This window comes from Nocardioides sp. Leaf285, assembly GCF_001422955.1.
In the GTDB taxonomy this organism is placed as follows: domain Bacteria; phylum Actinomycetota; class Actinomycetes; order Propionibacteriales; family Nocardioidaceae; genus Nocardioides; species Nocardioides kribbensis.
In genome coordinates this window covers 351304-367982 of record NZ_LMNH01000002.1, presented here as the reverse complement: position 1 = coordinate 367982, position 16679 = coordinate 351304, and the positions used below count along the sequence as shown (strand labels likewise).

The 16679-nt window shown below is 75.0% G+C and carries 18 protein-coding genes and 1 pseudogene; 11 read left to right on the top strand and 8 right to left on the bottom strand.

Annotated elements, in window-relative coordinates; all coding sequences use genetic code 11:
* Positions 1 to 128 precede the first annotated feature (128 nt).
* A complete protein-coding gene (locus ASF47_RS06905; protein WP_056863266.1) occupies positions 129 to 1130 on the top strand; it encodes an ATP-binding cassette domain-containing protein in 1002 nt (333 codons plus the stop codon).
* Positions 1127 to 1930: an ABC transporter permease gene (locus ASF47_RS06900; protein ID WP_056863265.1), complete on the top strand. Its 804-nt coding sequence runs from the start codon at positions 1127 to 1129 to the stop codon at positions 1928 to 1930. Before ASF47_RS06905 ends, ASF47_RS06900 begins: the two co-directional genes overlap by 4 nt.
* A gap of 166 nt (positions 1931 to 2096) precedes the next feature.
* On the opposite strand, the gene ASF47_RS06895 is transcribed toward ASF47_RS06900, so the two are convergent.
* Positions 2097 to 2597: a ribonuclease H family protein gene (locus ASF47_RS06895; protein WP_235558667.1), complete on the bottom strand. Its 501-nt coding sequence runs from the start codon at positions 2595 to 2597 to the stop codon at positions 2097 to 2099.
* A 303-nt stretch (positions 2598 to 2900) separates the two neighbouring features.
* Entirely contained in the window at positions 2901 to 3572 is a 672-nt protein-coding gene (locus ASF47_RS06890) for a helix-turn-helix transcriptional regulator (RefSeq protein WP_056863264.1), read from the bottom strand.
* Positions 3573 to 3746: 174 nt separating this feature from the next.
* On the opposite strand from ASF47_RS06890, the gene ASF47_RS06880 reads away from it, so the two are divergent.
* The gene (locus ASF47_RS06880; RefSeq protein ID WP_082500091.1) at positions 3747 to 4418 is read left to right on the top strand and encodes a TetR/AcrR family transcriptional regulator; all 672 of its coding nucleotides are present in this window, start codon (positions 3747 to 3749) and stop codon (positions 4416 to 4418) included.
* Here the strand turns inward: ASF47_RS06880 and ASF47_RS06875 are convergent.
* Positions 4403 to 5452, bottom strand: coding sequence for an NAD(P)/FAD-dependent oxidoreductase (locus ASF47_RS06875; protein ID WP_056863261.1), 1050 nt, complete (start codon positions 5450 to 5452; stop codon positions 4403 to 4405). The genes ASF47_RS06880 and ASF47_RS06875 overlap by 16 nt on opposite strands.
* Positions 5453 to 5526: 74 nt before the next feature.
* Between ASF47_RS06875 and ASF47_RS22080 the strand changes: the two genes are divergently transcribed.
* A complete protein-coding gene (locus ASF47_RS22080; RefSeq protein ID WP_268778309.1) occupies positions 5527 to 5655 on the top strand; it encodes a hypothetical protein in 129 nt (42 codons plus the stop codon).
* An 85-nt stretch (positions 5656 to 5740) separates the two neighbouring features.
* Positions 5741 to 7090, top strand: a complete 1350-nt coding sequence (locus ASF47_RS06870; RefSeq protein WP_235558666.1) for an FAD/NAD(P)-binding protein — start codon at positions 5741 to 5743, stop codon at positions 7088 to 7090.
* A 7-nt stretch (positions 7091 to 7097) separates the two neighbouring features.
* On the opposite strand, the gene ASF47_RS06865 is transcribed toward ASF47_RS06870, so the two are convergent.
* Positions 7098 to 7385: a DUF1330 domain-containing protein gene (locus tag ASF47_RS06865; protein WP_056863260.1), complete on the bottom strand. Its 288-nt coding sequence runs from the start codon at positions 7383 to 7385 to the stop codon at positions 7098 to 7100.
* Positions 7386 to 7443: 58 nt separating this feature from the next.
* Here ASF47_RS06865 and ASF47_RS06860 point away from each other — a divergent pair, with 58 nt between their 5' ends.
* Positions 7444 to 8046, top strand: a complete 603-nt coding sequence (locus ASF47_RS06860; protein WP_056863259.1) for a flavin reductase family protein — start codon at positions 7444 to 7446, stop codon at positions 8044 to 8046.
* 24 nt (positions 8047 to 8070) lie between these two features.
* Here the strand turns inward: ASF47_RS06860 and ASF47_RS06855 are convergent, their stop codons facing one another.
* The 3 genes from ASF47_RS06855 to ASF47_RS06845 all read right to left on the bottom strand — a co-directional run bounded on the left by ASF47_RS06855 (position 8071) and on the right by ASF47_RS06845 (position 10538).
* Positions 8071 to 8667, bottom strand: a complete 597-nt coding sequence (locus tag ASF47_RS06855; protein WP_056863258.1) for a helix-turn-helix transcriptional regulator — start codon at positions 8665 to 8667, stop codon at positions 8071 to 8073.
* A gap of 90 nt (positions 8668 to 8757) precedes the next feature.
* Entirely contained in the window at positions 8758 to 9348 is a 591-nt protein-coding gene (locus ASF47_RS06850; RefSeq protein WP_056863257.1) for a cysteine hydrolase family protein, read from the bottom strand.
* A complete protein-coding gene (locus ASF47_RS06845; protein WP_056863256.1) occupies positions 9345 to 10538 on the bottom strand; it encodes a cytochrome P450 in 1194 nt (397 codons plus the stop codon). Before ASF47_RS06845 ends, ASF47_RS06850 begins: the two co-directional genes overlap by 4 nt.
* A 140-nt stretch (positions 10539 to 10678) precedes the next feature.
* On the opposite strand from ASF47_RS06845, the pseudogene ASF47_RS22210 reads away from it, so the two are divergent.
* The 4 genes and pseudogenes from ASF47_RS22210 to ASF47_RS06830 all read left to right on the top strand — a co-directional run.
* A pseudogene (locus ASF47_RS22210) lies at positions 10679 to 12349 on the top strand (catalase); the annotation flags it as partial.
* A gap of 108 nt (positions 12350 to 12457) precedes the next feature.
* Positions 12458 to 12973 (top strand): hypothetical protein, encoded by a 516-nt coding sequence (locus ASF47_RS22205; RefSeq protein WP_442937560.1) that lies wholly within the window; start codon positions 12458 to 12460, stop codon positions 12971 to 12973.
* Positions 12974 to 13079: 106 nt separating this feature from the next.
* Positions 13080 to 14597 carry an FAD-dependent oxidoreductase gene (locus tag ASF47_RS06835; RefSeq protein ID WP_082500090.1) on the top strand — a complete coding sequence of 506 codons (1518 nt, stop codon included), beginning with the start codon at positions 13080 to 13082 and terminating at the stop codon, positions 14595 to 14597.
* Between the two features lie 83 nt (positions 14598 to 14680).
* A complete protein-coding gene (locus ASF47_RS06830) occupies positions 14681 to 15388 on the top strand; it encodes a GAF domain-containing protein (protein ID WP_156697780.1) in 708 nt (235 codons plus the stop codon).
* Here the strand turns inward: ASF47_RS06830 and ASF47_RS06825 are convergent.
* Positions 15360 to 16382: an alpha/beta hydrolase fold domain-containing protein gene (locus ASF47_RS06825; RefSeq protein WP_056863254.1), complete on the bottom strand. Its 1023-nt coding sequence runs from the start codon at positions 16380 to 16382 to the stop codon at positions 15360 to 15362. The genes ASF47_RS06830 and ASF47_RS06825 overlap by 29 nt on opposite strands.
* Before the next feature lie 88 nt (positions 16383 to 16470).
* Between ASF47_RS06825 and ASF47_RS06820 the strand changes: the two genes are divergently transcribed.
* The gene (locus ASF47_RS06820; protein WP_156697779.1) at positions 16471 to 16674 is read left to right on the top strand and encodes a hypothetical protein; all 204 of its coding nucleotides are present in this window, start codon (positions 16471 to 16473) and stop codon (positions 16672 to 16674) included.
* Positions 16675 to 16679: the final 5 nt, after the last annotated feature.

The window sequence follows — 16679 nt, the reverse complement described above, 5'->3', positions numbered from 1 at the left end:
GCCGCCGACCGGTCGCCGGCCGGTCGCCGGCCGGGCCGTCAATCCGCTGGCGACTGTCGGTGCCGCGCGCGATGATTCTCGGCGTCGACCCGGGTCCACCTCGCGTCGGCACCCGAGGAGAGGACCCCATGGACGAGATGATCCGCGCCACCGGCCTGGTGAAGCGCTACAAGGAGGTCGAGGCCCTGCGCGGGCTCGACCTCTCCGTGCCGGAGGGCACCGTGCTGGCGCTGCTCGGGCCCAACGGCGCCGGCAAGACCACCGCGGTGCGCGTCCTGGCCACGCTGCTCAAGCCCGACGGCGGCAGCGCCCAGATCGCGGGCGTCGACGTGCTCGCAGACCCCGAGGGCGTGCGCTCGCGCATCGGCCTGTCGGGTCAGTACGCCGCGGTCGACGAGCACCTCACGGGCTACGAGAACCTCGAGATGGTCGGCCGGCTCTACGGCCTGGGTCGCGCCCGCGCCCGCACCCGTGCGCGCGAGCTGCTCGAGCGCTTCGACCTCGCCGACGCCGGCGACCGGCCCTCGAAGACCTACTCCGGCGGCATGCGCCGCCGCCTCGACCTGGCCGGCGCCCTCGTGGCCGAGCCGCCCGTGCTGATCCTCGACGAGCCGACCACCGGGCTCGACCCGCGCAGCCGGCAGCAGATGTGGGACGTCATCCGCGAGCTGGTCGCCTCCGGCGCCACCCTGCTGCTGACGACGCAGTACCTCGAGGAGGCCGACCGCCTCGCCGACGACATCGTCGTCATCGACCACGGCAACGCCATCGCCCGCGGCACGGCCGACGAGCTCAAGTCCCAGACCGGCGGGGAGCGGATTGAGATCGTCCTGCGCGACGCCGCCGACCGCGCGACGGCCCAGCGGGTGCTCGAGCGGGTCGCCGTCGGCGGCGTCTCGGTCGGCGACAACGGTCGGGCCCTCACCGCGGCCGTCGACCGCGGCGCGTCCGCGCTGCTGGAGGTGCTGCGCGACTTCGAGGAGCACCGCGTGGAGGTGCTCGACGTCGGGCTGCGCCGGCCCACCCTCGACGACGTCTTCCTGACCCTCACCGGTCACGCCACCTCGGCCACGCCCGGCTCGCCGGCCGCGGCCGACGACTCCCCGACCCACACGGAGGCCCTCCGATGAGCACCATGACCCGCGCCGCCACCGACGGCTGGGTGGTCGCCAAGCGCAACCTGATCAAGATCAAGCGGGTGCCCGAGGTGCTCGTCTTCGTGCTGATCTCGCCGATCATGTTCGTGCTGCTCTTCGCCTACGTCTTCGGCGGCGCCATCTCCCCCGAGGGCGTGGACTACAAGGAGTTCCTGGTGCCGGGCATCTTCGCCCAGACCGTGGTCTTCGGCGCCACGTTCACCGGCGCCGGCCTGGCCGAGGACATGCAGAAGGGCATCATCGACCGCTTCCGCTCGCTGCCGATGTCGTCGTCGGCGGTGCTCGTGGGCCGCACGACCTCCGACGTGGTCTACAACGTGCTGTCGGTGGTCATCATGTCGCTGACCGGCCTGCTCGTCGGCTGGCGGATCCGCGACGGGGTCGTCGACGCGCTGCTCGCCTTCGGCCTGCTGCTGCTCTTCGCCTACGCGATCAGCTGGGTGATGGCCTGGGTCGGCCTGCTCGTGCCGAGCGTCGAGGTCATCAACAACGCCTCGTTCATCGTCATCATGCCGCTGACCTTCGTCTCCAACGCCTTCGTGCCCACCGAGAGCTTCGGCTCGGTGCTGCGCACGGTGGTCGAGTGGAACCCTGTGTCGACCCTGACCCAGGCCGTGCGCGAGCTCTTCGGCAACGTGCCGGCCACCGCCCCGCCCCAGGAGGCCTGGTCGATGCAGCACCCGGCGCTCTACACGCTGCTGTGGGTCCTGCTGATCCTGGTCGTCTTCGTGCCGCTCTCGGTGCGGCAGTACCGCCTCTCGACCAGCAAGTAGCCCCGTCGGGCCGGCCCTCGCGCGCCAGCGTCGCCGTACGATCCGCCGGCCCCAGCCCCACCGGCACCACCCGTCGCACCTGTCGGCCCGGACCCGCACCTGTCGGCCGACGCGCGGGCCGACAGGTGCGGGTTTCGCCAGCCGGCCGGTGAAACCCGCACCGCGGTCAGCCCTTGCTGGCCGCCACCGCGAGCCGGTCGACGAAGTCGTTCATCGGGTGGCCCGAGTGGCCCTTGACCCAGTGGAAGACGACGTCGCCGCGGGCCTCCACCGCGTCGACCAGCGGCTCCCACAGGTCGCGGTTGGCGACGGGCTTGCGGGCGGTGTTGGTCCAGCCGCGCTGGCGCCACCCCTTCCACCAGGCGTCGCGGAAGCAGTGGACGACGTAGGTCGAGTCGCTGACCACGACCAGCGGGCCCTCCAGGGCCAGCACGGCCTCGAGGGCGGCGCGGATCTCCATGCGCTGGTTGGTGCTGGGCCGTTCGGCGCCCGAGGCGTGCACCGCGGTGTCGAGGGCCCAGGCCCACCCGCCGGGTCCGGGGTTGCCCGAGCAGGCCCCGTCGGTGAACACCTGGCGGGCGCCGGGCGGCGCGACCATCGCGGGCTTGGCGGGACGCCGGGCGCGGGCGGAGGACGGGCGGGAGGACGAGCGGGAGGTGGTCGGCACGCCCGACACCCTGACACACCCCCCGGAAATGGTTTCGGGCGGCGGATCCGATGGATCCGCCGCCCGAAGCGCGTCTGTGGGTAGGCACCCCCTGAGCGCTACTCGTCTTGCGTGTCACCCGGTGCTGGTGAGAAGTCACCCGCGGTGGTGAAGATGAAGACAAGAGAAATATAACCCGACATCGGCCTCCGCACGAGCCCTCCCGGCACTTTCACCCCTGGGGGTGAGAGTAAAGGCGCGTGGCCCCTGGGGGCGCGGGCCGCGAGGGGCCCGCGGTGGTCTGGTCCGCCCCGCGGAGGCCGGTCAGGCCACGTGGTCGGGTGAGGTCGAGACCCCGCCCAGACCGTTCTGCATGCCCCAGGCCACCGCCTGGGGCCGCCGGGTGACGTCGATCTTGCGGTAGGCGCCGCGCACGTAGGTCTTCACCGAGTTGATCGAGAGGTAGAGCTTCTTGCCGATCTCGACGTTGGTGTAGCCCTGCACGATCAGGGCGAGGATCTCGGCCTCCCGCGGGGTCAGCGAGAGCGCGGCGGTGGCGCTGTTGCCGCTGAGCGCGCCGTGGGGGGTGCGGTCGACCGGCCGGTGCTGGCCGGCGGCGCCGGGCTGGCCGGGGCGCCCGGGCTGCTGGCGGTGGATGCGCTCGAGACCCGTGACCAGGTCGGCCGCGGGGAGGGCCTTGGAGAGCCGGCCGGGCGAGGCGGCGCCGGCGAGGTGCTGGGCCTGGTCGCGCCAGGTGAAGACCACGGCGCGGGCGCCGCCGACGTGCACGAGGCGCTGCAGGCTCTCGTGGTCGCTCTCGCGCAGGCCGACGGGCTCGTAGAGCACGACGTCGACCGAGCGCGGGTCGGCGAGGGCGTCGGCGAGGTCGACCAGCACGATGCGGTCGGAGTAGGGCTGGAGCAGGTGACGGACGCCCGGGGCGACGACGGCGTAGTCGTCGACGAGGGTGGCGCGGATGGGCGTGGAGACGATCACGGGCTCGAACCTACTGCCTGGAGTTTGCGCAGGTCAGCACCGCCCACGCGGTCCTCACCCATCTGAATGAGGTCCACGATGACACATGGATGACACATCACGCACATCGTGCGTACGCCGTAAGCCTGCGCGACCTCTCCGAACGGACGGGCCCGCCGGTCCATACTGGGCCCGATGAGCGCGGCGGAGCACGAGCAGGCGGTGGCGCGCCGACGGGCGCGCACCCGGGGCCAGCTCGTCACGGCCGGGCGCTCGCTGGTGGCCGAGCGAGGAGTCTCCGGGCTGCGCGTGCAGGAGATCACCGAGCGCGCCGGCGTGGCCCTGGGGTCCTTCTACAACCACTTCGGCTCCAAGGACGACCTCGTCGCCACCATCGCCGCCGAGACGATGGCCGAGCTGGTGGCCTCCGCCGTGCACGGGCCCGACGACCCCGACACCGCCGATCCCGGCACCGCGCGCGAGGACCCTGCGGTCACCGCCGCGCGGGTCGTGCGCCGGGTGGTGCGGCTGCCCCTGGTCGACCCGGGGTTCGCGCGCCTGCTGGTCCACCTCAACCACGCCGACACCCCCGTCAACGGCTCGATGGCGCCCTACGCCCGTCGGCTGCTCGTCCACGGCATCGCGGCCGGCCGCTTCCGCTCACCCGACCCCGAGTCGACCGTCACCCACGTCGTGGGGGGTGCGGTCGCGATGATGCGACGCACCCTGGCCGGCGAGCGCGGCGAGGACGACGCCGTGACCGGGCTCGACCCGGAGGCGCTGCACGTGGCCGTGATGCTCCAGACGCTCGGCCTCGACCTCGACGACGCCCTCGGCGTCGCCGCCGGGGCTCAGCGCGAGGACTGACCCGTGGGGCGCAGCAACGCCTCGGCCAGGGCGGTGCCGGAGAGCCACGCGCCCTCCACCTTCGACTGCGGCCCCCACCCGTCGCCGCAGACGCCGAGCAGACCGCCCGGCACCTCCGCGAGCAGGCACGGCTCGGCCCGCTCCCCGGTCGGCTTGGCCAGAGACCAGCGGTGCACCAGCATCGAGGCCGGCTCCGGGAGGTCGAGCAGTCGGCGCAGCGCAGCGACCAGCACCGGCCCGGCCGCAGCCGGGTCGTCGAGGTGCCGGGCGGCGAGCGCGGGCGTCGAGTGGGCGACCAGCACCGGGGCGTCGTCGCCGCGCCGGCGCCCGTCGTCGGCGATCCAGGCCACGTCGTCGTCGCCGTTGACGAAGGCGCCGTGGAAGGCGCCGCCCGGGGCCGCGGAGTCCCAGGCGCGCTCGGGCCAACGGGCCACCAGCGCGATCACCGGCTCGGAGGGCCGGGTCAGCCGCACTGCCACCGCGCCGTGGTCGCCCCCGAGCAGACGAGCCGCCTGCTCGTCGGGCATGGCCAGCACGACCGCGCCGGCCGGCGCGAGGTCGACCCCGTCGGCCACCACCCGCAGACCGTCGTCGCCCGACTCCACGCGCTCCACGGCGCCGCGGCGTACGTCGAGACCCTCGGCCAGCGCCTCGACCAGGCTGCGCATGCCGCCGGGGGTGCCCCACCGCACCGGCCCCTCCTTGGCGCTCGGGTCGGCGCCGGGCTCGAGCACCGAGAAGGTGTCGGTCCAGCGGTGGGCGAGACCCGCCACGCGCCAGGCCTCCACCACCTCGGCGAAGCGGCGGTCGGAGACGGTGAGGTAGGACGCCCCGGTGTCGACCGGCCGACCCTCCAGGCGTTTGCTCGCCATGCGACCGCCGATGCGGTGACCGCGGTCGACGACCACGACCTCGCGCCCGGCGTCGTGCAGGGCGCGGGCGCAGGCCACACCGGACAGACCGCCCCCCACCACGACGACGGGGCCCGCGACCGGGGTCGGCGGGTCGGTCGGGTGCGTCGCAGCGGTGCTCATCACCCCACCCTGCTCCCCGCCGGCGGCGCGCCCCTCACCCGCGAGGACCCGATCGGGAGGGCGGTCGTGCCAGGGTGGGTCCGTCGCGCACCGCCGCGCGGCACCCGAGCCCAGGAGCCCTCGTGAAGATCCTCGTCGTCCTCGTCGTCATCGCCGCTATCGCGTTCGCCGTGCTGTACCTGCTGCCCCGCATGCGCCGCTGACCCGTCGGGGCCCCTCGCGCCGAAACCCTCGTAAGTCGAGTAATCGAGTAGGGTTGAGGGTGAACGACCTACGAGGAGGCCCCCCATGCCCACCACGATCTCCGTCGTCGGCGGCGGCGCGAGCGGCGCCCTGACCGCCGCCCACCTGCTGCGCCGCGCCACCGACCCCGGCCTGCGGGTCGTGCTCCACGAGCCCGCGCCCGTGCCGGCGCGTGGCGTGGCCTACCGCACCACCGACCGGCGCCACCTCCTCAACGTGCGCAGCCGCGACATGAGCGCGCTGCCCGACGAGCCGGGCCACCTCGTGGCCTGGGCCGAGCGCACCGGCCGGCCGAGCGACCCCGTGGGCTTCCTGCCGCGCGCGACCTGGGCCCACTACCTCACCGACGTGCTCGAGGAGAGCCGCCGCTCCTCGGTGGCCACCCTCGAGGTGCGCCGCGAGAGCGTCGTCGACGTCGCCCCCGCCAGCGGCGGGCGCTTCCTCGTGCGTGGCCGCGACGCCACCACCGAGGCCGACCGGGCGGTGCTGGCCTACGGCAACCTCGAGCCGCGCCCGCTGCGCACCGAGCAGGGCGCGGTGCCCGACGCGCCCTGGCACGTCGGGTCGGCGTGGGACGCCGCCGCCCTCGCCGCGCTGCCCCGGGACGCCACCGTCGTGCTGGTGGGCAGCGGGCTCACCGCGGTCGACGCCGCCCTGAGCCTGCTCGGCGACCACCCGGCGCGCCGGGTGGTGATGCTGAGCCGCACGGGCCTGCTGCCCCACTCCCACCTGCCGTCGCCGTGCTCGACGAGCTGGGCCACCCCGATGCCGAGCGGCCCGCTCACCGCCGACGGCCTGGCCGCCCACGTGGTCGGCCAGATCGCGCGCGCCCGCCACCACGGCGTCTGCTGGCGCTCGGTCGTCGACGGCCTGCGCGGGGCGACCCAGCGCACCTGGACCCGCCTCGAGGGCTCCGAGCGGCGCTGCTTCCTCAGCCGCCACGCCCGGCACTGGGAGGTGCTGCGCCACCGCATGGCGCCCGGTGTGGCCGCGCGCATCAGGGGCTACGTCGACGCCGGGCGGCTGCAGGTCGTCGGCGGCGGGCTGGCCGGTGTCGAGGACCTCGGCACGCGGTGCCGGGTCACGCCCGGGGGTGGCGGCGAGTCCGTGGTCGCCGACGCGGTCGTCAACTGCACCGGCCCCACCACCGACCTCGACGCCACCACCTCGCCTCTGCTGGCGTCGCTGCGGCGGCGAGGTCTGGTCGTGGGCGACCCGCTCGGCCTCGGCGTGCGCTGCACGCCCGAGGGCGCCGTGCTGCGCGCCGACGGCGACCTGGTGCCGGGGCTCCACGTCGTCGGCCCGCCCCGCAAGGGTGCGCTGTGGGAGACCACCGCGGTGCCCGAGATCCGCTCGCAGGCGGCAGAGCTGTCCGACCTGCTCCTGGCCGGCTGAGCGGGGGTCAGGCCCCGGGCACGATCCGCAGGTCGCGCACGGCGCCGTCGCCGAGCGCGGCGAGGGCCTCCTGGTAGGCCGGGGTGTCGTGGGCGGCGACGGCCGCCTCCACCGACTCGAACTCCACGAGCACCGAGCGCTGCTCGCGCCCGGCCTCGTAGACCTTCGCGGGCAGGCCGCGTGCCAGGAAGCGGCCGCCGGCGCCGACGATGGCGGGGCCGGCGAGCTCGGCGTAGGCCGCGAGCTTCTCGGGGTCGGTGATCTCGAGGTAGGTGCTGATCCAGTAGGCAGGCATGACCCCATGGTGGCGCACCGCCCCCGGCGGGCGTGGCCGCCCCTGGCAGGCTGGACGCGTGCGCACCGACTTCGACCCCCGCAGCGACGACACCAACACCTACGCCCTGCTGTCGTCCCTGGTCGTGCCCCGGCCCATCGCCTGGGTCGCCTCCCGCTCCGCCGACGGCGTCGGCAACCTGGCGCCCCACTCCTTCTTCACCGTCGTCTGCGCCGACCCGCCGGTCGTGGCCTTCGCCTCGATCGGCGACAAGGACACCCTGCGCAACGTCGTGGCGACCGGCGAGTTCACCGTCAGCGTGGCCACGCTGCCGCTGATGGACCAGGTCAACGACAGCAGCGCCCGCTTCGCCCCCGACCAGGACGAGGCCGCCGAGCTCGGCGTTGAGATGCGCCCGAGCACCGTCGTCGGCCCGCCCGCCGTCGCGGCCTCGCCCGCGGCGATCGAGTGTCGCCTGCACTCCACCGTCGACCTCGGGTCCTCGACCCTCGTGCTGGGCGAGGTCGTGTGGATCAGCGTCGAGGACGACGTCGTGGTCGACGGCCTGCCGTCCTACGACCGGATGCAGCCGGTCTCGCGCCTCGGCGGCCCCGACTGGGGCCTGCCCGGTCCCACGCGCGCCGTACGCCGCCCGGGCGACCCCTCCGAGATCGCCCGCTGACCCCCGGCCGCTTCCTGCGCCGGCTCAGTCCGAGAGCCGGGAGCAGCCGTGCTCCACGCCCCACAGCACGGCCTGCGACCGGCTGGTCACGCCCATCTTCAGGTAGGCCGACCGGATGTAGGTCTTCACCGAGTTGATGCTGAGGTAGAGCCGCTGACTGATCTCGGAGTTGGACAGACCGTCGCAGATCAGGCAGACGATCTCGTGCTCGCGCCCCGACAGGGCGCCGGGGAGAGGCGCCGGGTCGGCGCCGCCTGACGCCGGCTCCTCGCGGCGCCGCGCCAGCCGCTCGACGGCGGCCACCAGCTCGGCCGGGTCGACCGAGATGGGCAGCACCTCGTCGGCCCCGAGCGAGCGCGCCCGTCGCAGGCCCCAGGGACTGGTGTCGAAGCTCAGCGCGATCGAGGGACAGCTCAGGACCGCATCGGCCGCGCGGTCGTCCAGCGAGGTCGGCTCGAAGATGGCCACGTCGGGTGGGCGGGGCGAGACCACGGCGGTCAGCGCCACCCGGCAGGCGTGGCGGCGCACCACGCTGTCGAGGCCGATCCGCAGCAGTGGGGGCAGCGCGACAGGCGCGAGGAGGACGGGCTTGACCTGCGTTTCGGGGGCCAGGGAAGCCATGGGGGAACTCCGAGAGGGCGGGAGCGGCCGTAGGGGTCGTGGTTGGGCCCCGACCGTCCGCGGCCCACGATAGACCCAGACCGGCCGGAGTCACATCCCCGAACTCGGCGACGCACCACAGCCGTCACCGTCACCCCAGGAGCGCACGACCCGGCCGATGTCGCGGCGTCGCTGCCGGTACTGCGCGACCAGCTCCGCGAGGGCCCACTCGCGGCGCTCGCGACCGACCGAGGCCATCGCGTCCTCCACCAGGACGACCCGCAGGTCGTGGGCGTAGGCGTCGAAAGCCGTGGCCGACAGGCAGGCCTCGGTGCTGACGCCGACCAGCACCACGGTGTCGACCCCGAGCCCGGTGAGGAGCTCGGCGAGGTCGGTGCGGTGGAAGGCGCTGTCACGGATCTTGACCACCCGGTCGGCGCCGGCGACGTCCAGCTCGGGGAGCCGACGGGCGCCCTCGGTGCCCTCGAGCGTCATCCCGCAGCCGTCCTCGAGCATGTTGAGCGCCCAGGTCGACCGGTCGTGGCGGTGCTCGGTGACGACCTCGACCACCGGCACGCCGTGCGTGCGCGCCGCGACGACGAGACGGTTGCACGCCGCGACCACACGGTCCTGGTGCCGGGCCAGCCCGTCATCGCTGAAGTAGTCGACCTGGAGGTCGACGACGAGGACGGCCGGGGTCATCGCTGCCGGGCCAGGACGAGGCCGCCGGCCGGGAGGGTCGGCACACGCGACGCGGCAACCGCGCGACTCGAGACGACCTCGAGGGGGCGCTGCGACGCCGCTCGGAGGGTCGAGGACATCAGGCGGAGAGCGACGTCCTCGCCCGGGCACCGGTGCCCGCGCAGCGGTCCTCCGCCCTGCGGCACCAGGTCGTAGGCGGAGGGTGTGCGCCCCAGGAATCGGGCCGGCCGGAAGAGGTGCGGGTGGGGGTACACCATCGGGTCGCGGTCGATGCCCAACACGTCGAGTACCACCCGGTCCCCCGGCTCGACGGGTACGCCGTCGTGGGAGGCCGCGCGCCGGGCACGGCCTGCCAACAACGGCACGAAGGGGGTGGTGCGGCGCACCTCTTGGGCGAAGGCCAGGCGCTCCTCCTCGCCGGCCGGGTCCGCGAGGCGCTCGCGCCACTCGGGTGCGGCGTCGAGGGCGAGCAGCGCGAAGGCGCCGAGCCAGGCGACTGCCACGGTGGGTCGCAGCACGTTGAGCAGCTCAATCCCGGCGGTGCGGTGGTCGAGGTCGGACCCGGCGAGGACGTCGAGGACACCCCCGCGCGGCGTTCGCGTCCTGCCCGCGCGGGCGTCGCAGACCAGGGCGGCCGCCCACCGGTCGAGCCGCGCCCGCTCCCGGCAGCCCCGGGCGTAGGCGGCCGGTGAGAACCCGAAACCGTCGACCACGGCCGCCATCCGTCGGCTCCAGCGACGCGACTCGTCGGCCGGCAGGTCGATGCCCGCGCTGTGCAGCACAGCTGCGCCGTACGCGGTGGCCAGGGTGTCGAAGACCTCGATCCTCCCCCCGGGCAGCCCGCTGAGACGGGCGGTCACCCGCAGCCGCACGTCCTCGGCCAGCTCGTCGAGGTCGAGCGAGCGCACCGCCGCGACGAGGAGCTCCTTGCGACGAGCGTGGTCCTCGTCGTCGAGCCCGTGCACGGCTCCGCGCCCGAAGAGCAGCCAGGCGAGCGGGGGCGGCACGACCCCCGCTCGCTCGACCGCGCCCTCGTCGTAGAACAGACAGGCCCCCGCGGCGTCCCCGAGCACCACCGCGCGTCGCCCGAGCAGCCTGGACTCGTAGGTGGTGCCACCGCCCCTGCTCGACCGGTCGCGGTCGACCGCGTCGTAGCCGTGACGAAGCAGCTGCAGCGTGAGGTCGCTCATGACCTGCCGGTTCCCCGTCGCCGCCGGCCCATGCCACCGGGATCCTCCCCGTGGCCCACGTCCCCGTCGATTGAGTCGGCGGCCGGTGGGGAACCGGGCCCGGTCACCGCCCCCTACCCCGACCCCAGGACGGAACGACCATGGACCCCAAGGAAGCAGTCAAGAAGGCCGCCGACGCGGTCAAGGACAAGGCGGCCGAGCTCCTCGAGCCTCCGCTGCCCGGCGCGCCCGGCAGCGAGCCCCCCTCGCTCGAGGAGCCGACCGAGCCCCGGGGGCCGTTGCCGCCCAAGGCCGACCAGGCCGCCCCGGCGACGCGCAGCGCCACGGGTCGCGAGACCGGTGCCGCCCCGGACGCGCGGTCCCAGGCCGGGGCCTTCCTCACCACCGCGACCGGCGTGCCGCTGCGCGACACCGACCACTCCCTCAAGGCAGGGCCACGGGGGCCGACGCTGCTCCAGGACCACCACCTGCGCGAGAAGATCATGCACTTCGACCACGAGCGCATCCCCGAGCGCGTGGTCCACGCCCGGGGCGCGGCGGCGCACGGCACCTTCACCGCCTACGGCACGGCGTCGGCGGTCACCCACGCGGCCTTCCTGGCCGAGGGCGTCGCGACGCCGGTCTTCGTGCGGTTCTCCACGGTCCTCGGCTCCCGTGGCTCCGCCGACACCGTGCGCGACACCCGGGGGTTCGCCACGAAGTTCTACACCGAGCAGGGCACCTTCGACCTGGTCGGCAACAACATCCCAGTGTTCTTCATCCAGGACGGCATCAAGTTCCCCGACGTGGTGCACGCCGCCAAGCCGCACCCCGACCGGGAGATCCCGCAGGCCCAGAGCGCCCACGACACGTTCTAGGACTTCGTCTCCCTGCACACCGAGGCGCAGCACCACACCCTGTGGAACATGTCGGACCGGGGCATCCCCCGCTCCTACCGCACCATGGAGGGCTTCGGCGTCCACACGTTCCGCTGCGTCGACGCCGACGGCGTCACCTCGCTGGTGAAGTTCCACTGGAAGCCGCGCCTGGGCGTCCACTCCCTGGTGTGGGAGGAGGCCCAGCTGCTGGCCGGCGTCGATCCCGACTTCCACCGCCGCGACCTGGCCGACGCCATCGAGGCCGGCGCCCACCCCTCCTGGGAGCTCGGTCTCCAGGTGTTCCCCGACACCCCCGAGCAGACGTTCTCGGGGATCGACCTGCTCGACCCCACCAAGCTGGTGCCCGAGGAGCTCGCCCCGGTGCAGCCGGTCGGGCTGCTCACCCTCGACCGCAACCCGACCAACTACTTCGCCGAGACCGAGCAGGTGGCCTTCCACACCGGTCACCTCGTGCCCGGCATCGACGGGACCGACGACCCGCTCCTCCAGGCACGGAACTTCTCCTACCTCGACACCCAGCTCAGCCGTCTCGGCGGCCCCAACTTCGACCAGATCCCGATCAACCGACCCCACGCCCCCGTCAACGACATGCTGCGCGACGGTCTCCACCAGCACGGCGTGCACCAGGGGGTCGCGCCCTACCGGCCGCAGTCACTCGACGGCGGGTGCCCCTTCCACGCCGGCGGCGGCACCGAGTCCTTCGCCGACCTGGCCGTCAGCCTCCCCGCCAGCACCAAGGTGCGGGAAAGCCCGGCGTCCTACGACGACCACTTCAGCCAGGCCCGGTCGTTCTGGGCCAGCATGACGCCGGTGGAGCAGGAGCACATCGTGGCCGCCTACACCTTCGAGCTCGGCAAGGTCTACGAGCAGGCGGTCAAGGAGCGGCAGCTGCGGGCGCTGGCCCGGATCGACCCGGTGCTGTGCCAGGAGGTGGCCACGGGGCTGGGCCTGCCCGCCCCCGAGCCCGAGGCCCCGCTCGCCACGCCCACCCCCAGCCCGGCCTTGTCCCAGCTGGGCGGCACCTGGCCCGTCGACGGGCGCATGGTCGGGATCGTGGTGGACGCCGGGGACGGCCCGGCCGACCAGGCCGTGCTCGACGGGCTCACCGCGGCCCGCCGGGCGGTCCTCGCGGCCGACATGGTGCCGCTGGTCGTCGCCGCCCGCGGCGGCACGCTGCCCGACGGCACCCCGGTGCAGCGCACCTTCGCCACGGTGCGCTCGGTCGAGCTCGACGCCGTGCTGCTGGCCGGCGGCGGCGCCCCGGGCACCGACGCGCTCCCGGCGCGCGACGCGAAGGCCGGGGCCGACTCGGTGGCCGCCGTGGACCCGCGGGTCGCGATGCTGGTGCAGGAGGCCTTCCGGCACGGCAAGGCGATCGGAGGGTGGGGGCGGGGCACGCAGACCCTCGCCGCGCTCGGCCTGGTCGGCGTGTCCGGCGTCGTCACCGGCGACGAGGGGGGCGGGGACGACGAGGCCGCCTCGGCGGTCGACGCCGTCGTGGAGCTGCTCGCCTCCCACCGGGTCTGGGACCGCTTCCCCGCCCGCCTCGGCGGGTGACGTGCGGCCGGCGGCGCTGCACCCCGCGGGGTGCGGTGCCGCCGGCCAGCCCGTCCTTAGCGTGGGCCCGGACCCGCGACCATCCGACCGCGCGACGGAGGACCCCATGACGCTCGTCTCCCCCTGGCAGGACCGCCACCCCCGTCCGGGACCGGACCTGCCCGTCGTACCGCCCGCCGAGACCGACGTCGTCGTCGTGGGTGCGGGCCTCGCCGGCCTGACCACCGCGCTGCTGCTCGGACGCGCCGGGCTCGGCGTCGTGGTCCTCGAGGCCACCCACGTGGGGGCCGGCACGACCGGACGCAGCACCGCCAAGGTCAGCCTGCTCCAGGGCACGCAGCTGTCCCGGGTCTTCCAGCGCCAGGGACCGCGCGCCGTGGACCAGTACGTCACCGCCAACCGGGAGGCCCAGGCCTGGGTCCACCGCTTCTGCGCCGACCACGACCTCGAGGTGCAGGTGCGCGACGCCGTCACCTACGCCCACGGCGAGGCCGGGCGCGCAGCCGTCGAGCAGGAGCTGGCGGTCGCCCGCCGTGCTGGTCTCGAGGTGGTGCTCGACGAGGAGCTGCCGCTGCCCTACGCCACCTCGGGCGGTGTGCGTCTGCCCGACCAGCTCCAGCTCGACCCGATGGCGCTGCTGCTCGCGCTGCGTCGACAGGCCGAGGCGCACGGCGTGGTCGTCCTGGAGGGCACGCGCGTGCGCGGGGTGTCCGGGCGGGCCCCGCTGCGGGTCGCGACCGAGGGCGGCGAGGTCACCGGGACCCACGTCGTGGTCGCCACCGGCATGCCGATCCTCGACCGCGGCGCCTTCTTCGCCCGGGCGACCGCAGCACGCTCCTACGGCCTGGCGTACGCCACGCCGCGCCCGGTGGTCGACGCGATGTACTTGTCGGCCGACCAGCCCTCGCGTTCACTGCGCGACGCCCTCGCTGCCACCGGCCCCGGCGGCTCGCCGGGCTCCGGCGCTGTCCTGCTGGTCGGCGGCGAGGGTCACCCGACCGGACGGGACCGGTCCCCGCGGGCCCGGCTCGACCGGCTGCGGGCCTGGACCGCCGAGCACTTCCCCGAGGCCGAGGAGACCCACGCCTGGTCAGCCCAGGACTACGTCACGACGAGGGGCCTGCCGTACGCCGGTCCCGTGCTGCCCGGCACCGACCACCTCCTGGTCGCGGGCGGGTTCTCCAAGTGGGGCATGACCAACGCGGTGGCAGCGGCGCTGGCCCTCGCCAAGGGGGTGCTGGGCGAGCGACCGGCGTGGGCCGCGGCCTTCGACACCTGGGACCGCCGCGAGCTGGGCGGGCTGCCCGGTGCTGCGCTGGCCAACGCCGAGGTGGGCCTCGAGCTCACCCGGGGCTGGCTGCGCCCCCTGCGCCACCCCGGCCCGGGGGTGGCTCCCGGCGACGACGGCGGCCAGGTGCGCCTCGACCGCGTCGGCCCGCCGACGGCCACCTCCCTCGTCGGCGGCGTGCCACGACGGGTCTCGGCCGTGTGCACCCACCTCGGCGGGGTGGTGGGCTGGAACGACGCGGAGCGCAGCTGGGACTGCCCGCTGCACGGCTCGCGCTTCGACGCGGACGGCTCGGTGCTCGAGGGGCCCGCCACCTGCGGCCTCACCCCGCGCTGACCGAGGACCGCCCGCACACGACCATCGACCGACTCGGCACCGGGTCCCAGGGAGACCCGGGAGGATGCGAAGGAGCACGACACGTGGAACCGTTGGCTGAGACCGCGCAGGCCATCGAGGAGTACGGGCCGTTCCTGCAGGACGGTGACCTGCTGGAGGTCCTCCAGGACCTGGCCGACCAGGTGGTGGCGCTGGTGCCCGACTGCGTCGGGCTGAGCCTGGCCTCCTACGCCGAGGGCGTCACCTTCACCATGGTCGCCACCACAGCCGAGATCGCCGCCCTCGACGCCGTGCAGTACCTCGACACCGGTCCCTGCGTCACGTCGGCCGAGGAGGGTCGGGTCGTCGAGTCGCGCGCCGGCGACCCGCTCGATGAGGAGCGCTGGGGCTCCTTCGTGCGGGCCTCGGCGGTGCTCGGCATCGGGAGCACCCTCACGCTGCCCGTCAGCGTGGCAGACCGCCTCACGGGGACCGTCAACCTCTACGCCCGCTCGGCGCGCGCCTTCGACGGACGCCACGAGCAGATCGCACGGGTCTTCTCCGCGTGGGCGCCGGGCGCGACCACCAACGCTGACCTCGCCTTCACCACCCGCGAAGCGGCCCAGCGCGCCCCGGCCGAGCTGAAGGACTCGCTCCAGGTGCAGATCGCCGCCGGTCTGCTCGCCGCCGAGGGCCACGTCACGCCGGAGCAGGCACGCGAGCGGATCCGTGACGCCGCCCTGCGCAGCGGGCTCACCGAGGGCCAGCTCGCGGCCGCCCTGGTCAAGCTGTTCTCCGCCGACGCCGGCTGAGCACCCCCGGCACGGGGCGCCCCGTGTCCGCGGCCACGCGACGCAGCAGCGCGACCAGGTCGCGGCGGGTCCGTCGTCCCTCCGGCACCGCACGGGTCATCCACACGTGGAACATGGCGCTGACCTCGCGCACGTGCAGCGCCGCGCCCTCGACGCGGGCGCGGCGGGCCAGCTCGTCGACGGCGGGTCGCAGCAGGTCGCGGTCGCCGATCCAGAGGTGCACCGGGGGCAGGTCGGTCAGGCCGCCGCGCAGCGGGTCGACCCGGGGGTCCTCGACGGCGCGGGGCCCGGCCCACCACCGCGCGGCTGCGCGCAGTCCCGACTCCTCCAGCACCGGATCGGAGGGGTCGAGGGCGTCGACCTCGGGGTCGGCGAGCCGGGGGTCGAGCCACGGGCTCAGGGCCACGACGCAGGCCGGTCGCCGGTCGGCGAGCTCGCGGGCCACGACCAGCGCGAGGGCGCCACCCGCCGAGTCACCCGACAGCACCAGCGGCAGAGCGCCCACGGAGGTCCGGGCGGGGGCGTCGGCGGCGAGGCCCGCCAGCCACGGCACGACCTCGTCGGCGTGGTGGTCGGGGGCCAGGGGGTAGGCCGGCACCACCACCTCCGCGGGCACCGAGGCCAGGGCACGCACCAGCCGCCAGTAGTCCACCGTGAGCGGGTGGACGTAGCCGCCGCCGTGCAGGTGCACCACCCGCACGACGGGGCGCCGCCACCGGGGCCTGACCGTCCACACCACGGGGCCCGGCGCCCCGCCGTCACCGAGCGGGAGCCGGCTGGCCGTCACGTCGCGCACCAGGCGGGTCCACCGCGTCGGGGGGTGGTCGCCCGTGCGCTGGCGACGCCGGGCGGCGCGCAGGGTGCGACCCGCCCCGGAGAAGGCGCGGTCGTCGCGACGCCACCACATCGCTCGCACGTAGCCGCGGGTCCACCACGTGGGCGGGCGGTCGTCGACCTCCCACCGCACCGTGTCGATCGGCTGCTGTCGGGCCACGCCGGGCAGCCTCGCACGAGCCGCGGCCGTCGCGGCAGGACCCCTGCGGGTGTGGTCGGCCACCGAGGGCCGGGCGCAGGCTCGGTGGATGAGCACCTCCACCCCCGGGCCCGGACCCGAGCCGGTCGGCTCGCGTCCGAGCCCCCAGCGACCCACCGCCCCCGGGCTCCCCGCCGAGGAGGGCGTCGACCTCGTCGACGCCGAGCGCCGACTCGACGAGGAGCCCGGTGACGCCGTCAACCGCACCGACCGCGACGAGGCCCGTGACGAGGGCTCCGCGTCGCCGTCCTGACCGCC